We start from the raw sequence: 19,455 nt of genomic DNA, 5'->3' as shown, positions 1-19,455 counted from the left end.
AACTTACTGCTCCATCGCCGGATCGTTTCATAGGAGACGACGATGCCGCGCTCCAGAAGCATTTCCTCGACCAGCCGCAGGCTCAGAGGAAACCGAAAATAAAGCCACACGGCATGGCAATGATCTGCGGTGGAAAACGATGATTTTTGTAGCTGACGATCGACGGGTTCATGGCGCCGGCTTAGCCTTCAACCCTTAAGTCGCCAGTAACGTGACATCACCCGATGACGGGATCGGTGTCGTGGCCCAACGCCCGAAGGGCCGCCCCGCAGCTCGCAAGTATTCCCGGTTGGGAATCGATCAAAGCTCCGTCGAGATCCAGCAGTTTCGTATCGTGCGATACCATGTTGGTAACTTCCTGTCGCATCCGTCGTTCAGGCAACCCAACCGTTATTTTTTCATGAGGTCTATAAGCAGGCTTGCCGCATCATCTCCCTTGGCGGCCTTTTCCCACATCGACTGCGCTATATCCTCGTACAGTCTGACGCCTTCGACAGACATGGTGAAAGTCCCAACGCCGACGCGGACGTTTGGCTGCTCGCCGAGCCGGAACGGGCTGACGGCGACGAGCGAACGCTGAGGCTGCCTGAATATCTGGAAGTTCGTCGCAGGCACCACGCCGGTGATGATGCCGATCTGGACACCGATCGGCGGTTTGCGAACCAGGCTCAGTATATGGTCGACTTCTGTGCGCGCCATGAGCCGCCTTCTCTCCCGCTCTTCCTCCGATAGATCGTCGCGCAAAACAAGGCCGTTCGCCACGAACCGCCTGAGCTCAGGCATCGCGATGAGGTTGACCAGCAACGGACGTCTTCGTTGATAATGCTCCCTGCGTTCGCGCAGGATTTCCAGAAGTTTGCCGATGGCCATATCGGTCGCCTCATCGTCGCTTCGGTTATCGCTCAAGGCCACCGCCAACATCGCGTCGTAGTTTTCGGAAGTCAGCAGATAGGAGAGCGGCCCGAAAAAGCCGATAATCTGGTCGCTTTCGCCTTCGATCTGTCGCATCCTTTCGAAAAAAGCCACGGCCGTGTCGACATATTCGATTCCCACGCCCAGCAAATTGGGCAGTGACGCATCCAGCAGGCGGCTGATTCGAACAAGCGTCTCAATTTTGAGAATTTCTCCTCGCTCAGCCCGGTAAAGAGCCGCGCGCGACATGGAGAGCTGATCCGCGACGGCCTCCGGCGAAAGGTTTCGCCCGAGCCTGTAAGCCCTCAATCTCGCCCCGACATCCCGAAGCGCGTCAGTTTCCAGCATGGTCGCGGCCTCTTCCCCCGTGAACAGTATCTTATATGGCACATCTTTTCTAGACAGTGTCTAATTTTTGAGATACGCGGTATATCAAGATCAAAAAATAGGGAACTTACAGTGCGAAATTTCAAAAACCTTTTTTCGGCCGTCATCGCGTTTGCGGCCTTTGCCATGCCTGTGGCAGCGCAGCAGCTCACTCCGGTGAAATTCTCACTGGACTGGACGCTTCAGGGCAATCACGCGATATGGGGCCTGGCACTAAAAAACAGGGATTTCGAGGCCAATGGTCTGAAGGTCACCATGGACCGCGGCTACGGCTCCGGTGATACCATCGTCAAGGTCGCCGCCGGCGCCTACGACATCGGCTTTACAGACATCAATTCCCTGATAAAGTTCAACGCGGAAAACCCGGATCGCGGCCTTATCGCTTTCTATCAAGTGTTCGACAAGACCCCCAATTCGATCATCGCCCTTGCGAAGTCAGGTATAAAGACGCCCGCCGATCTCGCCGGCAAGAAGCTAGGCGCTCCCGAGGCGGATTCGAGCCGCCTGATGTTCAGCGCGTTCGCAAAGGCAAATAAGATAGATCCGTCTTCGATCAACTGGACCTCGATGGCGCCAAACCTCCGTGAGACCATGCTGGCGCAAGGCCAAGTGGACGCGATTTCGGGATTCTCCTCGACATCGGTGTTCAATCTCATTTCCGCCGGCGTTCCGGAGAAGGACATCGTCGTTCTCGGCTACGCGGACAACGGCCTCGATCTTTACGGAAGCGCACTGGTGGCGAAGCCGGACTACATCGCCAAGCATCCGGATGTCATCAAGGGGTTCGTCAAGGCTTCCATCGCAGGCACTATCGCCTTGCTCAAGGATCCGGCGGCGGGCATGCGGGCAATGAAGGAAATCGAGCCGCTATACGATGTGAAGCTGGAAGCCGCCCGCCTGAAGTTTTTGATGGATCGAGGCGTCCTGAAGTCGCCGTCGTTCGAGCAGAATGGGTTGGGATACGTCGATCCCGCCCGTATGGCGCTTACGATCCAGACCAATGCCGATGCATTCAAGATTACCGCACCGGCAGCCAACAAGATCTACACAACCGAGTACCTCCCTGCCGCCGGCGAGCGGATGCCGCCGAAGTAAGCTGTATAGAGCGTTCCCCTCAGCAGCCACGGAAGCATGGATGAAAAACCTCGTTGAGTTGATCGACGTCAGCCTCTCCTATGGGAAAACACTGGCGGTCTCTAACCTGGCAATGAAAGTACCGGAAGGTTCCTTTGCCGCTGTCGTCGGCCCGTCCGGCTGCGGAAAATCATCTTTGATGAAGCTGGTGACGGGCTTGATGCCCGCCACTGGCGGTTCGGTCGTCGTGGACGGTCATGAGATATCAGGTCCCGTGAACATCGTTGGAATGGCCTTCCAGAATCCGAATCTACTACCCTGGCGCACAACACTCGAAAATGTGATGTTGCCGCTCGAAGTCGTGCGACCGGAGCGGCATCAACTCCGAGCCAGAAAGCAGGAGTTCAGGGATCGCGCCATGGAACTCCTGCGGATCGTGGGTCTCGATGCCTTTGCCGACCATTATCCATGGCAATTGTCGGGAGGCATGCAGCAGCGTGCATCGCTGTGCCGCTCGCTTATCCACCAGCCGCGCCTACTCATGCTTGACGAACCCTTCGGCGCCCTTGACGCTTTCACGCGGGAAGAGCTTTGGGATGTTCTTCAGACGATCTGGATGAAGCAGCGCTTTACAGCAATTCTCGTCACGCATGACCTGAGAGAGGCGCTCTACCTCGCCGACGAAGTGCATGTTATGTCGAACAGGCCCGGCCGGGTGGTCCGCACCGTCGGCACGGTTCAATTCAGCAGACCTCGGGGGGAGCGGACCTTCCTCGAACCCGCCTTCAATGAAAGCGTCATGGATCTGCGCTCCGATATTCGCTCCCAGCGCATGCCGATTGACGTCAAACCCTCGGCGCCAGGAGAAAAGGCATGAACAACGCGTTGGAACGATCCGGGCCTGTCCTTCTGTCGGTTGCCCTTCTGCTTGTCTGGGAACTGTCGTGCAAGACTTTCGAGGTCCCGCCCTTCGTCCTGCCCTCGCCGTCGCTGATTGCCGAAGCGCTGGCGGAGAATTTCTACATCATATGGTTTCACTCCAGCCAGACGCTGCTGACGACCGTCATCGGCTTTGCATTCGCCGTCGCATTCGGCGCGCTTCTGGGAATTGCGGTCGGATCTTCGCGGGTGGCCTATACCAGCCTTTATCCCCTGCTTGTCGCCTTTAATTCCATTCCGAAAGTGGCGATTGTACCGATCCTCGTGGTGTGGTTCGGCATTGGGTCCGTCCCGGCAGTGATAACGGCCTTCATGCTGAGTTTCTTTCCGATAGCGGTCAACGTCGCCACCGGTCTGGCGACCATCGAACCCGACCTCAGGGATGTCCTGCGATCTCTTGGCGCAAGCCAGCTGGATATCGTCCGCAAGGTCGGGATACCGCGTTCGATGCCCTATCTTTTCGCATCCTTGAAAATCTCGATAACCCTCGCCTTTGTCGGGTCCGTGATATCCGAAACTCTGGCGTCGAACCGCGGCATCGGCACCCTGATGACCCAGGCATCCGCCAACTTCCGCATCCCGCTGGTTTTCGCAGGTCTTGTGGTTATCGCGGTGATGGGCGTCGTCATGTACATGATCTTCGCGGTAATCGAGAAACGCATGACAGGCTGGGCTACGCGCGGCGCAACATTCGGGATTGGTGGCTGATCGCTGCAAGACCTTTGCCGCCGGGTTGGATGCGTTGGTCGTCCGACAAAGGCGTGTTTTGTCTCCTGCCGCGCGAGAGATCGGATTCGAGCACAATTTCTTTTTGATCGAGGCGGCTTCGGCAGAGATCGGAATCGCTGTGACGGCCTGAGCCTATGTCCAATCGGAAATCGAAACGGGAAGGCTGGTGGCGCCCTGGGGATTTACTCCGTTACGATCCCGGTTCCACTTTATTCGGCCGAGCCGTGTCGACAATGCCGCCGCCCGTGAGGTCGGAAGTTGGCTGATGACGCAAGGACGGAGGGATCGCGCGCCTTCGGAGGCGATTTTCCAGAGCGGTTCATGATGACATCGAAGGCCTATGGTCCGATCCTGTCCGGCGATGCCTTACCGGCAGCTCAGATGCAAGGCAGTCAACTGCGCGACAGCAGTAAAAGGAACGATTCCCAGTTTCCGCGCCGTCACGCGGGGTCCGGTTACCAGCACTGGCACGCGCTCGCGGGTGTGGTCCGTACCCGGCCAGGTCGGATCGTTGCCGTGGTCCGCAGTGATAATCAGCAGGTCGTCCGGGCGCAGGCGCGCTGTCAGTTCCGGCAGGCGCGCGTCGAAAGCTTCGAGTGCGCGGGCATAGCCGGCGACATTCCTGCGATGTCCCCAGAGGCTGTCGAATTCGATGAAATTGGCGAAGATCAGATCACCCGGCCTGGCCTTATCGGTGAAGGCCAGCACATGGTCGAAGAGCGCCATGTCGTCGCCGCCTTTGGAAACATCAGAAATGCTCTTCATGGCGAAGATATCACCGATCTTGCCGACGGCATGGACTGCGCCGCCCGACGCCGCCACGCGGTCGCAGATCGTCCCGTCCGGCGGGGCGATGGCGAAATCCTTTCGGTTGGTGGTGCGGACGAAATCGCCCGGCGCCTCGCCGACAAAGGGCCGTGCGATGATGCGGCCGACATTCAGCGGGTGGAAGATGTCGGCGGCGATGCGGCAAAGATCAAGCAGCCGCTCCAGGCCGAAATGCCCCTCATGGGCAGCGATCTGCACGACGCTGTCGGCCGAGGTGTAGACGATCGGCTTGCCGGTCGCGATATGCTCGAGGCCGAATTGATCGATGATCTCCGTGCCGGAAGCATGGCAATTGGCAAGCGTCCCGGGAAGGCCGGATCGGGAGATCAGTTCAGCCATCAGATCGACAGGAAAGGCAGGAACCGTTCGCGGAAAATAATGCCAGTCGCGCGCAACCGGTACGCCGGCGAGTTCCCAATGCCCGGACTGGGTATCCTTGCCGGCGGAAATTTCCTCAGCCGCGCCCCACCATCCGCCAGGCACTGCCGAAAGGCCGGGGGCAGCTTTACCGGAGGCGAGTGTGATCGCGGCGCCGAGCCCCATGGCATTCAGGTTCGGAACCTTCAACGGACCGCTCCTGCCCTCTTCCGCTCGACCGGCGGCACAGGCTTCGGCGATATGCAGCAGCGTGTTGGATCCCTCGTCGCCGTAATGCACCGCGTCGGGTGCACCGCCGCAGCCGACGGAATCGAGAACGCAGAGGAAAACGCGTGCCATTGATCCGAACTCAGGAAAGCTGGAAACGGCCGAGCGAACGGCGACGGATCAGCTCGATGAGTTCGTAGAAGCCCCAACCGATCAAGGACAAAAGCATGACCATGCCGATGACGACCGCCGTGTCGCTGTTCTCTTGGCCGGAGGACAGAAGGTAGCCGATGCCTTCGTTGGCACCGATCAGTTCGCCGATGACGGCAGCAGTCATGGCAAGCGTCGTGGCCACCGCCATGCCGGCGAGCACGGATGGCAGTGCAGAAGGCAGTTCGATGTGCCGGAAGCGCTGCCAGGGATTGAGCTTCAGTACCGCCGCGAGATCACGGAAGCTGCCTTCCCCATAGCGCAAGCCCGTCACCATGCCCGCCATGACGGGGAAGAAGGTGACGATCGCGATCAGCACGATCTTCGGAGCCGGGCCGATGCCGAGCCAGAGGAGAAGAAGGGGTGCGATCGCGATCTTTGGCGCGGTCTGGAGAAGCAGGATGAGCGGCGTGGCAAAGCGTTCGATACGCGGGAAGCGCGCGAAAACGACGCCGGCCAAAATGCCGGCGGCTGTCCCGATGACGAAGCCCGCGATGATCTCCGAGAGCGTTACCCAGATATGCCGGGCGAGCTTGGCATTCTCGAAGAGGAAATAGACACGATCGAACACATCTGTGGGTCCCGGCAAGAGAAAAGCCGGAACGTCGAAGATGACGACGATCGCAGTCCACAGGACGAGGGTCGCGATCAGACCCGCTATGCCACGCAGTATCATGCTTACTTACCGATGGTGGACGGATCGACAACGAAGTCGGCAGCCTTCGGCGCATCGTCGATGACTTTGTACTGCGCCAGAATGTCGGCATTCTTCTGCCAGGCAGCGAGATCTGCCGCACCAAGGCCCTTTTCCTTGGTCAGAGGGCTCTGCCAGACGGACGGAACGAATGTCTGCTCGAAAGCGGTCGTCAGGATGCCCTTCTGGTCCTTCGGCCAGGTGGGCGCGTACTTTTCGAGTGCTATGTCCAGAGCGTCACCGACATGGCCGTCGATCACCCATTGATAGGACTGGCTGATGGCGGTGGTGAAGCGTTTCACGAGATCCGGATTTTCGGAGAGCTTCTTGTCGCTGGTGACGACGACGTTGCCGAAGGACGGCAGGAAGTCGTTCGACAGGATCATCGTGACCTTGGTGCCGTCGGCCTCAAGATTGTACTTGCGCAGTTCGGAGAAGACGATCGCATCGACCTGGCCGGACTGCAGCGACTGGACGATGGCGCCAGTGGCGACCACTTCGACGGAGACGTCGTCGATCGTCAAACCGGCTTGCTGCAGGCCCACCTGGAGCTGCAGGTAGTTGGGGCTGGCGAGACTGGTGACGGCGACCTTCTTGCCCTTCAGGTCCTTGTAGGACTCGATACCGCTGGTTTCCTTCGCAAGCAGGGCGCCGATGCCCCGCTGATAGGCGGTGTGCACAACCTTGACTGGCAGACCATTGGCAGCGGCGGCGACCACGGCATCGCCGTTCGGGAAGCCGAAGTCGACATTGCCCGCGGCAATGTTGGTCAGGATGTCTGCGGCAGCGGCGTAGATGAACTCCACTTCGATGCCGTTCTTCTCGAAAATACCCTTTTCGACGCCGGCATAAAGCGGCGCGTAGAAAGGCACGGCGGCGCCATCGATCTGCATCACCACCTTGTCAGCGGCTTCGGCGGTCATGGCAAAGAGCGGCGAGGTGAGCAAAGCGACGAGGCTCGCTGCGGTCGTCACGCGAAACTGGATCATGGTTGGCTCCTGAGTTCCCATTCAGTGGAGGAAAAAGCCCTTCCTGCGATGCGCAGAAGGTTTCGCTGGGTTGTCTCATAGTCATCGAGCCAGTCGTCGGTGGCGCGATTTCCATGGACACCAAGTAGGCAGCCGGTTTCAAGGCCGATCGCCCCGCCGACGGTCAAAATGATTTCGCTTTCCATCTCGATGCCGATGGCGCCCTCAGCCTGAAAGCGATCGATGAAATTGCCGGAAAGGTCCTGCCCATCACCCTGGGGACGGTAGCGGCGGTCCTGACCAAAATAATAGCTGTCCGTCGAGGCGACCATGCCGGGGCGGCAGGCAAGCCCGAGTTCGGCGGCCGCCTTCACAAGACCTGTGACAACACGGGGGAAGGCCTTCGCTTCCCCGCCAACGGCGCGATAGGTGCGCGCGGTGCCCGTATCGCCGATCGCCCTGTCGACGGCGACGAAGGAGCCGGTTGCATATTCGGCCACGAGCGAAGACATGCCGCCGATCCGCACCACACGCCTGGCGCCGAGCATGGCAAGCTCGACCAGCGCGATCTCCGTCGAAGGACCGCCGATGCCGGTCGAGCATATCGTCAGGCGCTGGCCTTCATAGATACCGGTGATGACCGCGAATTCGCGCTTGCGGCCGAAATCGGTCACGTCTTCCAGCATGTCGGCAAGCAGTCGCACACGATCCGGGTCGCCCGGTGTAAGCACATTTTCGGCGATGTCGCCCGGGCCGCAGGGCAGATGCGGCGGCCGGCCGTTCTTCCAGGGAAAGGCGGCGCTCGTCTTGGTCATTTCTTCGCGCCCTTCCAGGACAGTAGCCGATTTTCCAGCATGGTCAGCATGACATGCAGGAGAAGCCCCAACACGACCGTCATCAGCACGGCGGCAAAGAGAAGCGGCGTCTTGTACGTCGCCGACGCGAAGGTCATCAGGTAGCCGAGGCCGAACTTGCCGGACATCCATTCGGCGAGAACCGCGCCGACCAGCGCCTGCACCGCGCCGATTTTCAGGCCAACGAAGATCTCCGGCATGGCCGACGGCAATTCGATCTGGCGAAACCGCTGGAAGGTGCCGAGACTCAGCAGCTTGGCGAGATCCTTCATCTTCGGATCGAGCGAGCGGAAACCGGAAACCGCGCCAATGAAGACCGGAAAGAAGACCAGCGAGAAGATCAGGATGATCTTCGACAGGATGCCGAAGCCGAACCAGACGACGAAGAGAGGCGCCAGCGCAATCTTCGGCGCGGTCTGCAGGATGACCAGCGGGCCGTCCAGCCAGACGGCGAGTTTCGGAAAGCGCGTCATGAGATAAGCGAGAGCAATCCCCGCAACGCAGCCGAAAACGAGGCCGAGGACGATATTCTGCAGCGTGAAGCCAAGATGCACCCAGAGTTCACCGGTCACCGCGATGCCGACCAGCGCGTTCCAGGTGCGCAGCGGCGACGGCAGGAGATAGGTCGGCATTTCCATAGGCCCGGTCGCAAACCACCAGGCGGCCAGAAGCACGATGAGTGCCAGCGCGTAATCGACCCAGGCAGCGAGGCGCTTGGCCATCAATGCGCCTCCCCGCCGGAAATACGAAGATCGCGGCGAAGCTGGGCGACCAGCGCGTGATAGGCCGGATCGAGTTTGGTTTTCTCGCCGCGCGGACGGGCCAGATCAACGTCGTGGATGCATTTCAATTTGCCGGGCCGTGCGGTCATCACCATCACCCGGTCGGCGAGATAGGCTGCTTCGTCGACGCTGTGGGTCACGAGCAGGATCGTCTTGCCGGTCGACTGCCAGATGCGCAACAGCTCGTCGTTCAACGTATCGCGGGTCATAAGATCGACCGCCGAGAAAGGTTCGTCCATCAAAAGGATCGGCGGATCGTCGGACAGCGAGCGGGCGATCGCGGCGCGCTGGCGCATGCCACCCGACAATTGCCGCGGCAAGGCCTTCTCGAAGCCTGCCAGCCCGACCATTTTGATGAGGTCGAGCGCGATCTTGTCGCCCTGGGCGCGGCCCACACCGGCTGTATCGAGCGGGAAGCGGACATTCTCGATGATCGTCTTCCAAGGCAGCAGCACCGGCTCCTGGAAAACGAAGCCGACAGGGCGCTTGCGGCCAGCCGTATCGAGGGTGATCGTACCGCCGCTCGCCTGGTCGAGGCCGGAGATCAGGCGCAGCAGGGTGGACTTGCCGCAGCCGGAAGGGCCGACGATCGAGATGAATTCACCAGGCTTGATGGTGATGCTGACCGGCTCCAACGCCGTCACTGTGCCGTGGTCCGAGACGAATGTCTTGTGAACACCCACGATGTCAATCATCCGCTCCGATTGCGCCACCAAAAACTCCCATGCCTAGCAGCCGGGCGCCAACAGCTTTTCGGAGGATCAAATATCCTCTTGCGTCATTGGCCCGCCCGGGAAAGAAACCAAGCTTTCACAAAACTTTCACCGACGCAACCAAAATCTCAAAGATGAGATTTGTATCAAAATCGCAGCAATCACCTGAAATATGAGAACGGTCCTCAGGCCGCAGCCTGACGGTGAAGAATGTTCTTCTCGACGAAGTCGGCGGCCTGATCACCCTTGAGGCTGCGCCGCCAGAGCTGATCGGTCATGCTGCCATAAAGCTGCACGGCTTCCGCCGCGCCCGTAATCGTCGCGACCCCGACACGGATATTGGCAAAGGCGCCGAGCCGGAACGGGCTGACAGCAACCTGCGCCTTGTCAGCCCGCTTGAATACCTGGAAGCTCGCGCCCGGCATGGAATCGATCACCACACCGATCTGCACACCGATCGGCTGCTCGCGCAGCATGCGAACGATATTGTGGATTTCGTCATGGGCTGCCGCCTGCCGTTCGGCCAGATTGATGCCCGGCGGATTATGGGCGCCGATGAAGCCAACGCGCCCGAAATCTTCCAGTTCCGCCGCCGAGACAAGGCTGACGATATTGGGGCTTCGGCGGCGGAAAGTCTCCTTGCGGGTCTTGAGGATATCCATCAGCGCGCCGATTTCGCGGATTGCCGCCTTCCGGTCGCCGACATCCTGCGGAATGCTTTCATCCAGCACTTTCGGCAGCAGTTCGTCATAGCGATCGGTTGTAAGCAGGTAGGAGATCGGTCCGAACATCACCGTGATCTGATCGACATCTTCTTCCATCTGGCGCATGCGCTCAAAGAAACTGATCGCCGAAGCGATGTATTCCACTCCAACGCCCAGCAGCGTCGGCAGCGAGACGCCAAGCAGGTCGGCGATCTTGCCAAGGGTGTCGACCTTCGGCGGTTTGCCGGATTCATATCGGTAAATTGCGGCTCGCGACACGCCGGCCTTGGCCGCAAGCTCTTCCGGGGTAAGACCGGCCCCCATACGGAAAGCGCGAAGGCGACGACCGACATCCTCTGTGGAACTCACGAAGTCCAAGGCGATTCCTTCCGTCATATTATTGTTAAATCTTCGACTCTCTATACAAAAAATGGACAATTCGCAATGAAGGTAATTTTCATGCGAAAAATCTCATTTTTGAGAATCGTCTTGACAGCTTTCGCATTTCCAAATTAGGCTCTGTTTTTGAACGCAGGGAGCACCCTATGACGTCCGACCGCCTTTCCGCCCGACGCTGACCATAAGCGACCGGCCGCGCGCGACGAGCGGGATCTGAACTCAGCTCTCCGTCGCCCCCCCCTCACACAATAGACATGCCCTCGACCGGCGGCCAGATCTGCCGAGGGGCCTATTTTTCTCAGTTCGGAAGCTCTCATGTCAGCCAGTCTTTGTGCCGTCCCCGATTCCATTTCTGCCGGCGTTTCGCGGCAGCCTTCGATCCACGAGGTCGAGGCCCGGGTGAAAATCCATGAATGGGTGAACGGCCAATATCGCCTGCTCGTGCTTGCAGCACCGGCTGCTGTACTCGATTGCGCACCGGGCCGGTTCTTCCATCTTCTTTGCCCACAGACGGACCGCTTCAAGCCCTATTTGCGCCGGCCGATGAGCATCTATTCCTATGATCGGATGAAAGGAGAGCTTTCCTTTCTCTATAAGGTCGCAGGCACCGGCACCGGCGCGATGGCCGAACTGAAACCTGGCGAAAGCCTGAACATTGTCGGCCCGCTCGGGCAGGGCTTCGAAATCCGGCCCGAATGGCGCCGACCGCTGCTCGTCGCCCGCGGCGTCGGGCTTGCTACGCTCGCCCCGCTCGCCCGGGAATTTGCGAACCTCGGTCGGCCGCTGACGGCGGTCTGCAGTGCCCGTTCGCCGGATCTTTTGATGTCGACCGACCTCTTCCGCTCCTGCGGCGCCGAAGTCATTGCCGTCACCGATACAGACGGCAATTCCAGCGTCGAAAACCTGACCGCATTGATCGAAGGACTGATCCGCAGCCGTGGCATCGATGCCTTCTTCACCTGCGGCTCGGCCCGGCTGATGCGCATGCTGCAGGAGATCGGCGCCCGGCACGGGATCGGCGGACAGGTGGCGCTCGAACAGCACATGGCCTGCGGCATCGGCATGTGCCAGGCTTGCGTGCGGCCCTTCCGGAGCGAGAGTAGCGCGGTCAACCTGCGCGTCTGCCGCGAAGGCCCAGTCTTCGATCTGCAGGAGGTGCTGTGATGGGCGACCTTACCACCAGGATCGGCGCGCTGACGCTGACGAACCCGATCATGCCGGCCTCCGGCACGTTTTCCGAGGAACTAGCGGAAGTTTTCGACCTCGACTGCCTCGGCGCGCATGTGACGAAAACGATCACCCGGGCAAAGCGCCCCGGCAATCCCGTGCCACGCGTCTGCGAGATAGGCGGTGCGATGCTGAACTCGATCGGCATCCCGAGCAAGGGCGCCGAATGGTTCCTGAAGAACATCGTGCCCTTCTATGCGGATTACGAGGCGCCGCTGGTGATCAGCATTTCCGCCAATACGGCGGACGAATTCGCCCGCTTTGCCGAGGAAGTCAGCGTGCCGGGCGTGGCCGCGATCGAGGTCAATATCTCCTGCCCCAATATCGAGGACGACGGCAAGGCGTTCGCCATGCGGCCCGGCCCGACCGGCGACGTCATCCGCAAGATGCGCTCCGCCACCGATCTGCCGCTCTGGGCAAAGCTTTCGCCCAATACCGGCGAAGTCGTGGAGGTAGCGCAGGCTGCAGAAGCAACTGGCGCAGATGCGCTCGTCACCGCCAACACCATGCTCGCCATGGCGATCGACAGCCGCACCGGCCGCGTCCGGCTCGGCAATGTCATGGGCGGGCTTTCCGGACCGCCGCTGAAGCCGATCGCACTGCGCATGACCTATCAGTGTGCCCGCGCCGTCGCCATTCCGGTGATCGGCTGCGGCGGTATCTCGACCGTCGACGACGTGCTCGAATACCTAATCGCCGGTGCCCGCGCCGTGCAGGTCGGCACCGCCACCTTCATCAGCCCCACCACCATGCCATGCCTTGTCCGTGAGCTCGAACAGGAAGTCGAAAGACGCGGCCTTCCTTCCGTCGACGCCCTGATCGGCACGGTCGACATCGCCGACGAAGCCATCACCCTTGCGGAGTACGCATAATGAACGCCGCCGTTCTCGAAAGGCCCATCTGCTTCGATATCGCCGATACGGCAACCCGGCTGTTCGCGGAGATCGCAGCGCGCACCGCCGATGCAGAAGGCGTGAGCCGCCCGGCCTTTTCCGAAATCGAGACGGAGACGCTGAATTTCCTGGTCGAGTTCGCCCGTTCCGAGAGCCTCTTCACGCAATGGGACGCCGGCCGCAATGTCGTCTTCTCGCTGCCCGAACATACAAGCGCCGAACGTTATATCCTGATCGGCTCGCATGTTGACAGCGTGCCGCGTGGCGGCAATTTCGACGGACTGGCCGGCGTGCTGGCCGGCCTGCTCTGCCTCGTCCGCGCCCGGCGCGAAGGCACCCGTTTTCCCGAACCGGTAAAAGTCATCGCTATGCGGGGCGAGGAAAGCGCCTGGTTCGGCCCCTGTTATATCGCGTCCAAAGCCTTGCTCGGCGTGCTGTCGGAAACCGAACTTTCTGCACGCCACAAGAAGGACGGCCGCACGCTCGATGAACATATGGAGGCAGTGGGCATAGACATGATGCCCGTCCGCTCCGGTAAACCGCTTCTCGACCGGACAGCGGTGAAGGCCTATGTAGAAGTGCATATCGAACAGGGTCCGGTGCTGATCGAGCGCAATCTGCCGGCGGCGATCGTTTCCGGCATCCGCGGCAATTTCCGATACAAGAAGATCTCCTGCTTCGGCGAGGCTGGACATTCGGGTGCGGTTCCCCTCGCCTACCGGCATGACCCGGTGCTGGCCATGGCGGAATTGCTCAACGTGCTCGATGCGGCTTGGCACGATTTCGTGGCAAAGGGACGCGATCTCGTCGTTACCAGCGGCATGGTCTCCACTGACCAGCAGAAACACGCGCTTTCTCGCATCCCCGACAGCGTCGAGTTCAGCCTCGACATCCGCAGCCAGGACCGCGACATGCTGGAAACGATGCATGCGCTGGTGCTGAAGCATGTGGTCCGCATCGAGAAGGAACGTGCCGTGCGCTTCGACCTCGGGCAGGCTCTTTGGACTAGTCCGGCCCTCTGCGACACGGGGCTCATCGAGCAGCTTGCCCATGCATCACGCGCAATCGGCACGCAGCCGGCGTTGATCCCCTCCGGCGGCGGACATGATGCAGCGGTGTTTTCCGATGCGGGCATTCCATCCGGCATGATCTTCATCCGCAACCGCAACGGCTCGCACAACCCGCAGGAAGCGATGGAGATCGACGATTTCGCGATTGCTACCTTCATTCTGAATCAGTTCCTGATCAATTTGCCCCCCTCCTCCTGCAAGGCCACGGTTGACAGCCAGACAGCAAAGGATAATGGCCCTATGTTCACCAAGATCACAGACATCATCCGCCAAAAAGGCAATGCCGTAAAAGCCTATCAGGCGGCTGCTGTAGCCGCGCGCGAAGCAGCGGTCGCCGACCCCGTGCGGGCGGTCGGGTACTTCATGCTGGCTCATTCCGCTCAGGCTTTTGCGGACCGCCACTATGGAGAAGCAGCCCACGCAGCGCTATTCGATGAAGAACTCAGCCGGCTTCAACAGATTGCTATGAACCTAGAAGAAGCATTCAATCACAAAGATACGTCCGAATGGCTCAAAGTCACCTCTGCCTTGGCAAGTCACCTGTGCAGCGAGCAGACTAATGCCGAAGAGTTAGGGTCTTGAAGGGAATCGAACCGGAGACCTTGTTGTTACAAATTTCTTCTGTAACAGATTCGTTGACGAGCCAAGAACTTAGCTTAGCTGGAATGACGAATTGCGGGGGCACAGCGGAAAATCCGCCTTCCCATCACGGCTATCGGCTCTGGCTTGATCAACACATATGCTGGCCAGGAAAGACTAAGTGAAGGGCCAGTTTCACGGCCAAGTGCGGCTATCCCGGCATGGTGCTAGCCCCAACCAGTCATAATATTCGGATGGAGCATCATGACGCTGCATGTATGCACGAAGGCCGGCATAAAGATGCGCCTCTACCTCCAAGTTTCGGACCGGTTGCTTCTGATCCGGATCACTGTCCATGTCATAGAGACGGAAGCCAAGATCTTGGAAGGGCCGAGATGTACGCTCGGCCCCCGATAAGGCCCTTATCTGCATCACCGGCACGTCTCGGGTGAAATCGAAGGGCGGCGACATCTTCGCTGTCTTCAGTTCTTCGATGGAAAAAGGTGCGTTCAAATGCTGCGGCATCAGCCTGTATTCGTATATGCCCTCTGCCTTTAGGTCGGGCGGATAGTGCATCATCACATAACGTCCGTCCGTCACGCCGACCGGACCGGCAAAGCGGAAGATCCGCCGCCGAAGCGGCAGGGAACTGTTAACGCTTCTGCTCGGCAAGCAGGTCTTCAATGGCGCGTATGGCGACGGGATAGCCCCGCGCGCCAAGGCCAGCCATGACCGCCGTCGCCGTCATCGAGACGTAGGAGTGATGATAGATCGACTCCCGGCGATGGACATTGGAGATGTGGAACTCGATGATCGGCCCCTTGAACATCTTCAGCGCGTCAAGCAGGGCGAGCGAGGTGAAGGTGAAGGCCGCCGGGTTGATGATGATGGCCGCACCTTCGTCGATCGCCTCATGCACGAGATCGATCAGCTTTTCCTCGCTATTGGTCTGGGAAAAGACCACCGGCCGGTCGCCGGCGGCCTCGCGGCACAGGGCCTCGACCTCGGCCAGAGTCGTCGTGCCGTAAATTTCGGGTTCGCGCTTACCCAGCCGGTTGAGGTTGGGTCCGTTCAGCACGTAGATCGGTTTCTTGTCGGTCATGTTATGCAATCCTAGCCCTGATATCCGAGCAGGCGCGGTAACCACAGCACCAGGTCGGGAACGAATGTGATAATAACGAGCGAGACGATCATCCAGAGGATGAAGGGGGTGGCGTCGCGCACGATGGCCCGCATCGGTGCGCCGGAGATCTTCGCGACGATGAACAGCAGCAGCCCGTAGGGTGGCGTCACTAGACCCAGCATGATGTTGACGACGACAACGACGCCGAAGTGGACGAGATCGATGCCGAGCGCCTGCGCCGTCGGAATGAAGACCGGCACGATGATCAGCAGGATGGCCGTGCCTTCGAGAACGCAGCCAAACAGCAGCAGCACGACGTTGACGAAGATCAGGAAACCGATCGGCCCGAGATCCCAGCCCATCATCACCAGCCGCAGCTTGTCGGGAATGTTCTCGAGCGTCACGACATAGTTGAAGACGAGCGAGCCGGCGATCAGCATGCCGATGGTCGTCGTCGTCTTGGCGCTTTTCGAAAGTGCTTCGTAAAAGCGCGCAGGAGAGATGCTGCGATAGATCACCGTCGACACCAGCAATGCATAGCCGGCGGCAATCGCGGCGGCCTCGGTCGGCGTGGTGATGCCGCTATAGATGCAGCCGAGCAGGATCACCGGCATCATCAGCGCCGGCAGGGCCTGCCATGTGATCTTCGGCACCTCGCGCAGCGCGACCGCCTCTTCCACCGGGAAATTGCGTCGGCTGGCGGTGATGAAGATCTGCAGCGCCTGCAAAGAGGCCATCAACAGGCCCGGTAGCATGCCCGCGAGGAAGAGATAGCCGATCGAGGCATCCGAAACGAGCGCGTAAATCACCATCGGGATCGATGGCGGAATGATCGGCCCGATGACGGAGGTGACAGCGGTCAGCGCGGCGGCGAAGCTCGAAGGATAGCGGCCGTTCTTCGTCATCATCGCATGCATCAGCCCGCCGGTGCCGGCGGCGTCGGCGATCGCCGATCCGGACATGCCGGCGAAGATGATGCTCTGGACAACGTTGACGAGCGCCAGACCGCCCCGGAAGCGCCCGACGATGAGGTTGCAGAAACTCAGCAGCCGCTCGGTCATCGAGCCGATATTCATGAATTCGGCGGCCAGCACGAACAGCGGCACGGCAAGAATGACGTAGTTCGAATACATGCCGTTGAGGAACTGCTCGGCGACCGTGCCGAGATCGAGCCCTGCCATCCAGAGATAGAGGATCGAGCCGACCATCATCGACAGGCCGATCGGCATGCCGACAAGGGCCAGGACGGTGATGAGGACAAGCGAGGCGGAGAAGGGGCTGATGGAGCTCACGGAACCGGTCCTGTTCAGTGGATGTCGTCATCGTCGACCGGCGCGGACCGAAGGGCCTGCACGCCGAGCCAGACGTAACGGATGATCATCGCCACGGCGAAAACCACGTAGATCGAATAGAGATGGTCGAAACGGATCTTCATGTAGGCGGTGCTCTCGACCTTCATGAAGCTGACGTAGTCGATGACGCCGGGCAGCGAGATGCCGAACAAGGTGACAAGCGCGAGCGACGACACGATCTGCATGGCCCGCCGCACCCGGCCCGTCGCGCCCGCCCACAGCAGGTCGAAGCGGATTTCATCGATCTCGCGGATGACGAAGGCCGAACCGAACAGCACGATCCACATCCACAAGACCACGCTCAGTTCGTTGGTCCACCCAACAGAGAGATTGAGGGCATAGCGGAAGAGGATCTGCAGCAGGAAGGCCACGAACATCGCCAGCAGCATCAGCGCCAGCAGGTTCTCGGCGCGGCGTCTGAGCCAACCGCCGATGAATCGCAATTTGTCCGTCACGAATTCCTCCCGATAAGAAAGTCCGGCGCGCGACGCGCCGGACACACCGCATCTCTTGTGTGGATAGCTGAATCAGCTCGAGGCCTGATCAGATCGCGGCGACCTTTTCCAGGACGCCCGCCGGCCAGGATTTCGCCAGATCGGACCCCAGGTACTTGTCCTGGGCGAACTTGCGGAATGCATCGATATCGGGTGCGTAGATATCGAGCCCGGCCGCCTTGAACTCCTCGACCAACGACTGTTCCTGGGCGAGGTGCTGCTCCTGGCTCCAGGCCATGGCCTTGTCGGCCGCCTGCTGGAAGGCCTTCTGCGTGTCCGCATCCATGGCTTTCCAGACCTCCGAAGAGACCGTGAGCAGGTCATAGCCGACGAGATGGGACGTCATCACGATCTGCGACATGACTTCGTAGAACTTCATGTTCTTGACGTTGGGAAGCGGATTGTCCTGCCCGTCGATCGCGCCGGTCTGTAGCCCGGTATAGACTTCCGCATAGGCCAACGGCACCGGGTTGGCGCCGAGCGCCTCGCCGAGGAACTGCCACGCGTCGCCGCCGGGCATGCGCAGCTTGATGCCCGCCATGTCGGCCGGCGTATTGATCTTCTTGCTCGGCTTCAGCCCAACCTGGCGCGCGCCGAAATAAGTCGGGCCGAGAATATGGATGCCGAGCTTGCCCTCGGCCATCTGCTTGAATTCAGCCCCGAGATCGCTGGCGAAGAAGGCCGTCAGATGTGCGGCATCGCGGAACAGATAGGCCGAGGTCAGTACCGACCATTCCGGGATCTGCTTGGAAATGTCCTGCGGCGCGATATTGCCCATCTGCAGGTTGCCGCGCTGAAGCGCTACGAGTTCCGTCCCTTGCTTGAACAGCGTGCCGCCGTAGTAAGGCTGGACATTGAAGGAACCGCTGACGGCTTCCGCGAACATCTTGATCATGTTTGCGCGGATATCCTGCTCGGAGAACACCGCGGAGAACTTCAGTTCCGTCTTGTCCTGCGCCAGGGACGGCAGGGCGAGCGCGCCACCGGCCAGCGCCGCACTAGCGCCAAGGAAATGGCGCCGGGTCAGTTCGAATGTCATGGATTTATCCTCCTCTGCGGTCGTTACCGCGCCTTGCGGATCGACCTTCCCTCATTCCCTCGGCCATCCTCCAGATTTGCCGATACACAAATTGTACTAAATGGTTCATTTAAGTCAATCGATAGCAGACAGATCACCATATATTTTTGCTTCTATCTGGCATTTTTATTTTCATCCGATATCCTGCAAACCCAAAAAGGGAATGCTGGATGACCGTCTCCGCCGCTCCGCCGACCGAAACCACGGGCGAGAATGCCCACAGGCGCATTCGCGCCGACATCATCTCCGGCGCGCTCCCCCCGGGATCCCGACTGAAGATCGAGCAGGTGCGCGAGCGATACGCCGTGAGCGCCTCGACCTTGCGCGAGATCCTTAATCACCTCGCGGCCGAAACTCTGGTCGTCGCCGAGGGTCAGCGCGGCTTCATCGTCAGCCCCGCCACCCGCGCCGAACTCCTTGAGCTTGCCGATCTGCGCATCCTGCTCGAAGGCCATGCCTTGCGGACCTCCTTCGCCGAGGGTGACCTAGACTGGGAGGCCCGTCTCGTCGCCGCCCATCACAAGCTCGCCGCCATCGAGCGTGGCCTGCTGCAGGGCGAAAGCGTGCGCACCGTCGACTGGGTCCGCTACGACTGGGAATTCCATCTGGCGCTCGTCTCGGCCTGCCGGTCCGCCAGCCTAATGGCGATGCTTTCCACGGTCTTCGACCGCTTCCTGCGATATCACCTTCTGGCGGAGAGCTTTCGTGGACAGGCCGTCGCCGACGACCACCGCAAGCTCTTCGAACTTGCCCTGAAGCGCGACGTCTCCAGGGCCCAGGCGATCCTCGCGGAACATGTCCACAACGGAACCAGCCATGTGCTGAGAAGCGGCCGTTTCAGCTGATCCGGCCGCCCCTCGA

21 protein-coding genes are annotated in these 19,455 nt (G+C 60.2%); 7 read left to right on the top strand and 14 right to left on the bottom strand.

The genetic code is table 11. The features are described 5' to 3' along the window. Positions 1 to 217 precede the first annotated feature (217 nt). Complete coding sequence (locus J2046_RS19460; protein ID WP_411828518.1) at positions 218 to 346, bottom strand: hypothetical protein; 129 nt, start codon at positions 344 to 346, stop codon at positions 218 to 220. Positions 347 to 390: 44 nt separating this feature from the next. Further along, complete coding sequence (locus J2046_RS19455) at positions 391 to 1,260, bottom strand: helix-turn-helix domain-containing protein (protein WP_210054688.1); 870 nt, start codon at positions 1,258 to 1,260, stop codon at positions 391 to 393. A 111-nt stretch (positions 1,261 to 1,371) separates the two neighbouring features. On the opposite strand from J2046_RS19455, the gene J2046_RS19450 reads away from it, so the two are divergent. From J2046_RS19450 to J2046_RS19440, 3 genes are read left to right on the top strand one after another with little or no spacing between them, the layout of a single operon-like run. Next, positions 1,372 to 2,394, top strand: coding sequence for an ABC transporter substrate-binding protein (locus tag J2046_RS19450; protein WP_210054686.1), 1,023 nt, complete (start codon positions 1,372 to 1,374; stop codon positions 2,392 to 2,394). 40 nt (positions 2,395 to 2,434) lie between these two features. Further along, the gene (locus J2046_RS19445) at positions 2,435 to 3,250 is read left to right on the top strand and encodes an ABC transporter ATP-binding protein (RefSeq protein WP_210054684.1); all 816 of its coding nucleotides are present in this window, start codon (positions 2,435 to 2,437) and stop codon (positions 3,248 to 3,250) included. Beyond that, complete coding sequence (locus tag J2046_RS19440; protein WP_210054683.1) at positions 3,247 to 4,020, top strand: ABC transporter permease; 774 nt, start codon at positions 3,247 to 3,249, stop codon at positions 4,018 to 4,020. Before J2046_RS19445 ends, J2046_RS19440 begins: the two co-directional genes overlap by 4 nt. Before the next feature lie 387 nt (positions 4,021 to 4,407). Here J2046_RS19440 and J2046_RS19435 read toward each other — a convergent pair whose 3' ends face one another. The 7 genes from J2046_RS19435 to J2046_RS19405 all read right to left on the bottom strand — a co-directional run bounded on the left by J2046_RS19435 (position 4,408) and on the right by J2046_RS19405 (position 10,748). Further along, complete coding sequence (locus J2046_RS19435; RefSeq protein WP_210054681.1) at positions 4,408 to 5,586, bottom strand: phosphopentomutase; 1,179 nt, start codon at positions 5,584 to 5,586, stop codon at positions 4,408 to 4,410. A gap of 10 nt (positions 5,587 to 5,596) precedes the next feature. Further along, positions 5,597 to 6,340 carry an ABC transporter permease gene (locus tag J2046_RS19430; protein WP_210054679.1) on the bottom strand — a complete coding sequence of 248 codons (744 nt, stop codon included), beginning with the start codon at positions 6,338 to 6,340 and terminating at the stop codon, positions 5,597 to 5,599. A 2-nt stretch (positions 6,341 to 6,342) separates the two neighbouring features. Continuing rightward, complete coding sequence (locus J2046_RS19425; RefSeq protein WP_210054677.1) at positions 6,343 to 7,347, bottom strand: ABC transporter substrate-binding protein; 1,005 nt, start codon at positions 7,345 to 7,347, stop codon at positions 6,343 to 6,345. Further along, positions 7,344 to 8,141, bottom strand: a complete 798-nt coding sequence (locus J2046_RS19420; protein ID WP_210054675.1) for a nucleoside phosphorylase — start codon at positions 8,139 to 8,141, stop codon at positions 7,344 to 7,346. The genes J2046_RS19425 and J2046_RS19420 overlap by 4 nt, the downstream gene beginning before the upstream one ends. Then, positions 8,138 to 8,902: an ABC transporter permease gene (locus J2046_RS19415; RefSeq protein ID WP_210054673.1), complete on the bottom strand. Its 765-nt coding sequence runs from the start codon at positions 8,900 to 8,902 to the stop codon at positions 8,138 to 8,140. The genes J2046_RS19420 and J2046_RS19415 overlap by 4 nt, the downstream gene beginning before the upstream one ends. Next, positions 8,902 to 9,657: an ABC transporter ATP-binding protein gene (locus tag J2046_RS19410; RefSeq protein WP_233470107.1), complete on the bottom strand. Its 756-nt coding sequence runs from the start codon at positions 9,655 to 9,657 to the stop codon at positions 8,902 to 8,904. Before J2046_RS19410 ends, J2046_RS19415 begins: the two co-directional genes overlap by 1 nt. Positions 9,658 to 9,860: 203 nt before the next feature. Then, complete coding sequence (locus J2046_RS19405; protein ID WP_325169767.1) at positions 9,861 to 10,748, bottom strand: helix-turn-helix domain-containing protein; 888 nt, start codon at positions 10,746 to 10,748, stop codon at positions 9,861 to 9,863. A 345-nt stretch (positions 10,749 to 11,093) separates the two neighbouring features. Between J2046_RS19405 and J2046_RS19400 the strand changes: the two genes are divergently transcribed. The 3 genes from J2046_RS19400 to J2046_RS19390 are packed head-to-tail and all read left to right on the top strand — an operon-like array spanning position 11,094 to position 14,550. Further along, positions 11,094 to 11,942 (top strand): dihydroorotate dehydrogenase electron transfer subunit, encoded by an 849-nt coding sequence (locus J2046_RS19400; RefSeq protein ID WP_210054666.1) that lies wholly within the window; start codon positions 11,094 to 11,096, stop codon positions 11,940 to 11,942. Beyond that, positions 11,942 to 12,877, top strand: coding sequence for a dihydroorotate dehydrogenase (locus J2046_RS19395; RefSeq protein ID WP_210054664.1), 936 nt, complete (start codon positions 11,942 to 11,944; stop codon positions 12,875 to 12,877). The genes J2046_RS19400 and J2046_RS19395 overlap by 1 nt, the downstream gene beginning before the upstream one ends. Next, positions 12,877 to 14,550 carry a hydantoinase/carbamoylase family amidase gene (locus tag J2046_RS19390; protein WP_210054662.1) on the top strand — a complete coding sequence of 558 codons (1,674 nt, stop codon included), beginning with the start codon at positions 12,877 to 12,879 and terminating at the stop codon, positions 14,548 to 14,550. Before J2046_RS19395 ends, J2046_RS19390 begins: the two co-directional genes overlap by 1 nt. 192 nt (positions 14,551 to 14,742) lie before the next feature. On the opposite strand, the gene J2046_RS19385 is transcribed toward J2046_RS19390, so the two are convergent. From J2046_RS19385 to dctP, 5 genes are all read right to left on the bottom strand, one after another. Then, a complete protein-coding gene (locus tag J2046_RS19385) occupies positions 14,743 to 15,126 on the bottom strand; it encodes a hypothetical protein (RefSeq protein ID WP_210054660.1) in 384 nt (127 codons plus the stop codon). A 73-nt stretch (positions 15,127 to 15,199) separates the two neighbouring features. Next, complete coding sequence (locus J2046_RS19380) at positions 15,200 to 15,649, bottom strand: type II 3-dehydroquinate dehydratase (RefSeq protein WP_210054658.1); 450 nt, start codon at positions 15,647 to 15,649, stop codon at positions 15,200 to 15,202. A gap of 11 nt (positions 15,650 to 15,660) precedes the next feature. Then, positions 15,661 to 16,962, bottom strand: a complete 1,302-nt coding sequence (locus tag J2046_RS19375) for a TRAP transporter large permease (RefSeq protein WP_210054656.1) — start codon at positions 16,960 to 16,962, stop codon at positions 15,661 to 15,663. Between the two features lie 14 nt (positions 16,963 to 16,976). After that, a complete protein-coding gene (locus J2046_RS19370) occupies positions 16,977 to 17,477 on the bottom strand; it encodes a TRAP transporter small permease (protein WP_325169766.1) in 501 nt (166 codons plus the stop codon). An 88-nt stretch (positions 17,478 to 17,565) separates the two neighbouring features. Then, positions 17,566 to 18,555: a TRAP transporter substrate-binding protein DctP gene (dctP, locus tag J2046_RS19365; protein WP_210054654.1), complete on the bottom strand. Its 990-nt coding sequence runs from the start codon at positions 18,553 to 18,555 to the stop codon at positions 17,566 to 17,568. A 209-nt stretch (positions 18,556 to 18,764) separates the two neighbouring features. On the opposite strand from dctP, the gene J2046_RS19360 reads away from it, so the two are divergent. Next, positions 18,765 to 19,439, top strand: coding sequence for a GntR family transcriptional regulator (locus tag J2046_RS19360; protein ID WP_210054652.1), 675 nt, complete (start codon positions 18,765 to 18,767; stop codon positions 19,437 to 19,439). Positions 19,440 to 19,455 lie beyond the last annotated feature (16 nt).

The sequence above is a fragment of the Neorhizobium petrolearium genome (genome assembly GCF_017873175.1).
Taxonomy (GTDB): domain Bacteria; phylum Pseudomonadota; class Alphaproteobacteria; order Rhizobiales; family Rhizobiaceae; genus Neorhizobium; species Neorhizobium petrolearium.
Note: the sequence above shows the minus strand (reverse complement) of the source record. Positions and strands in the feature narration are given on the sequence as shown.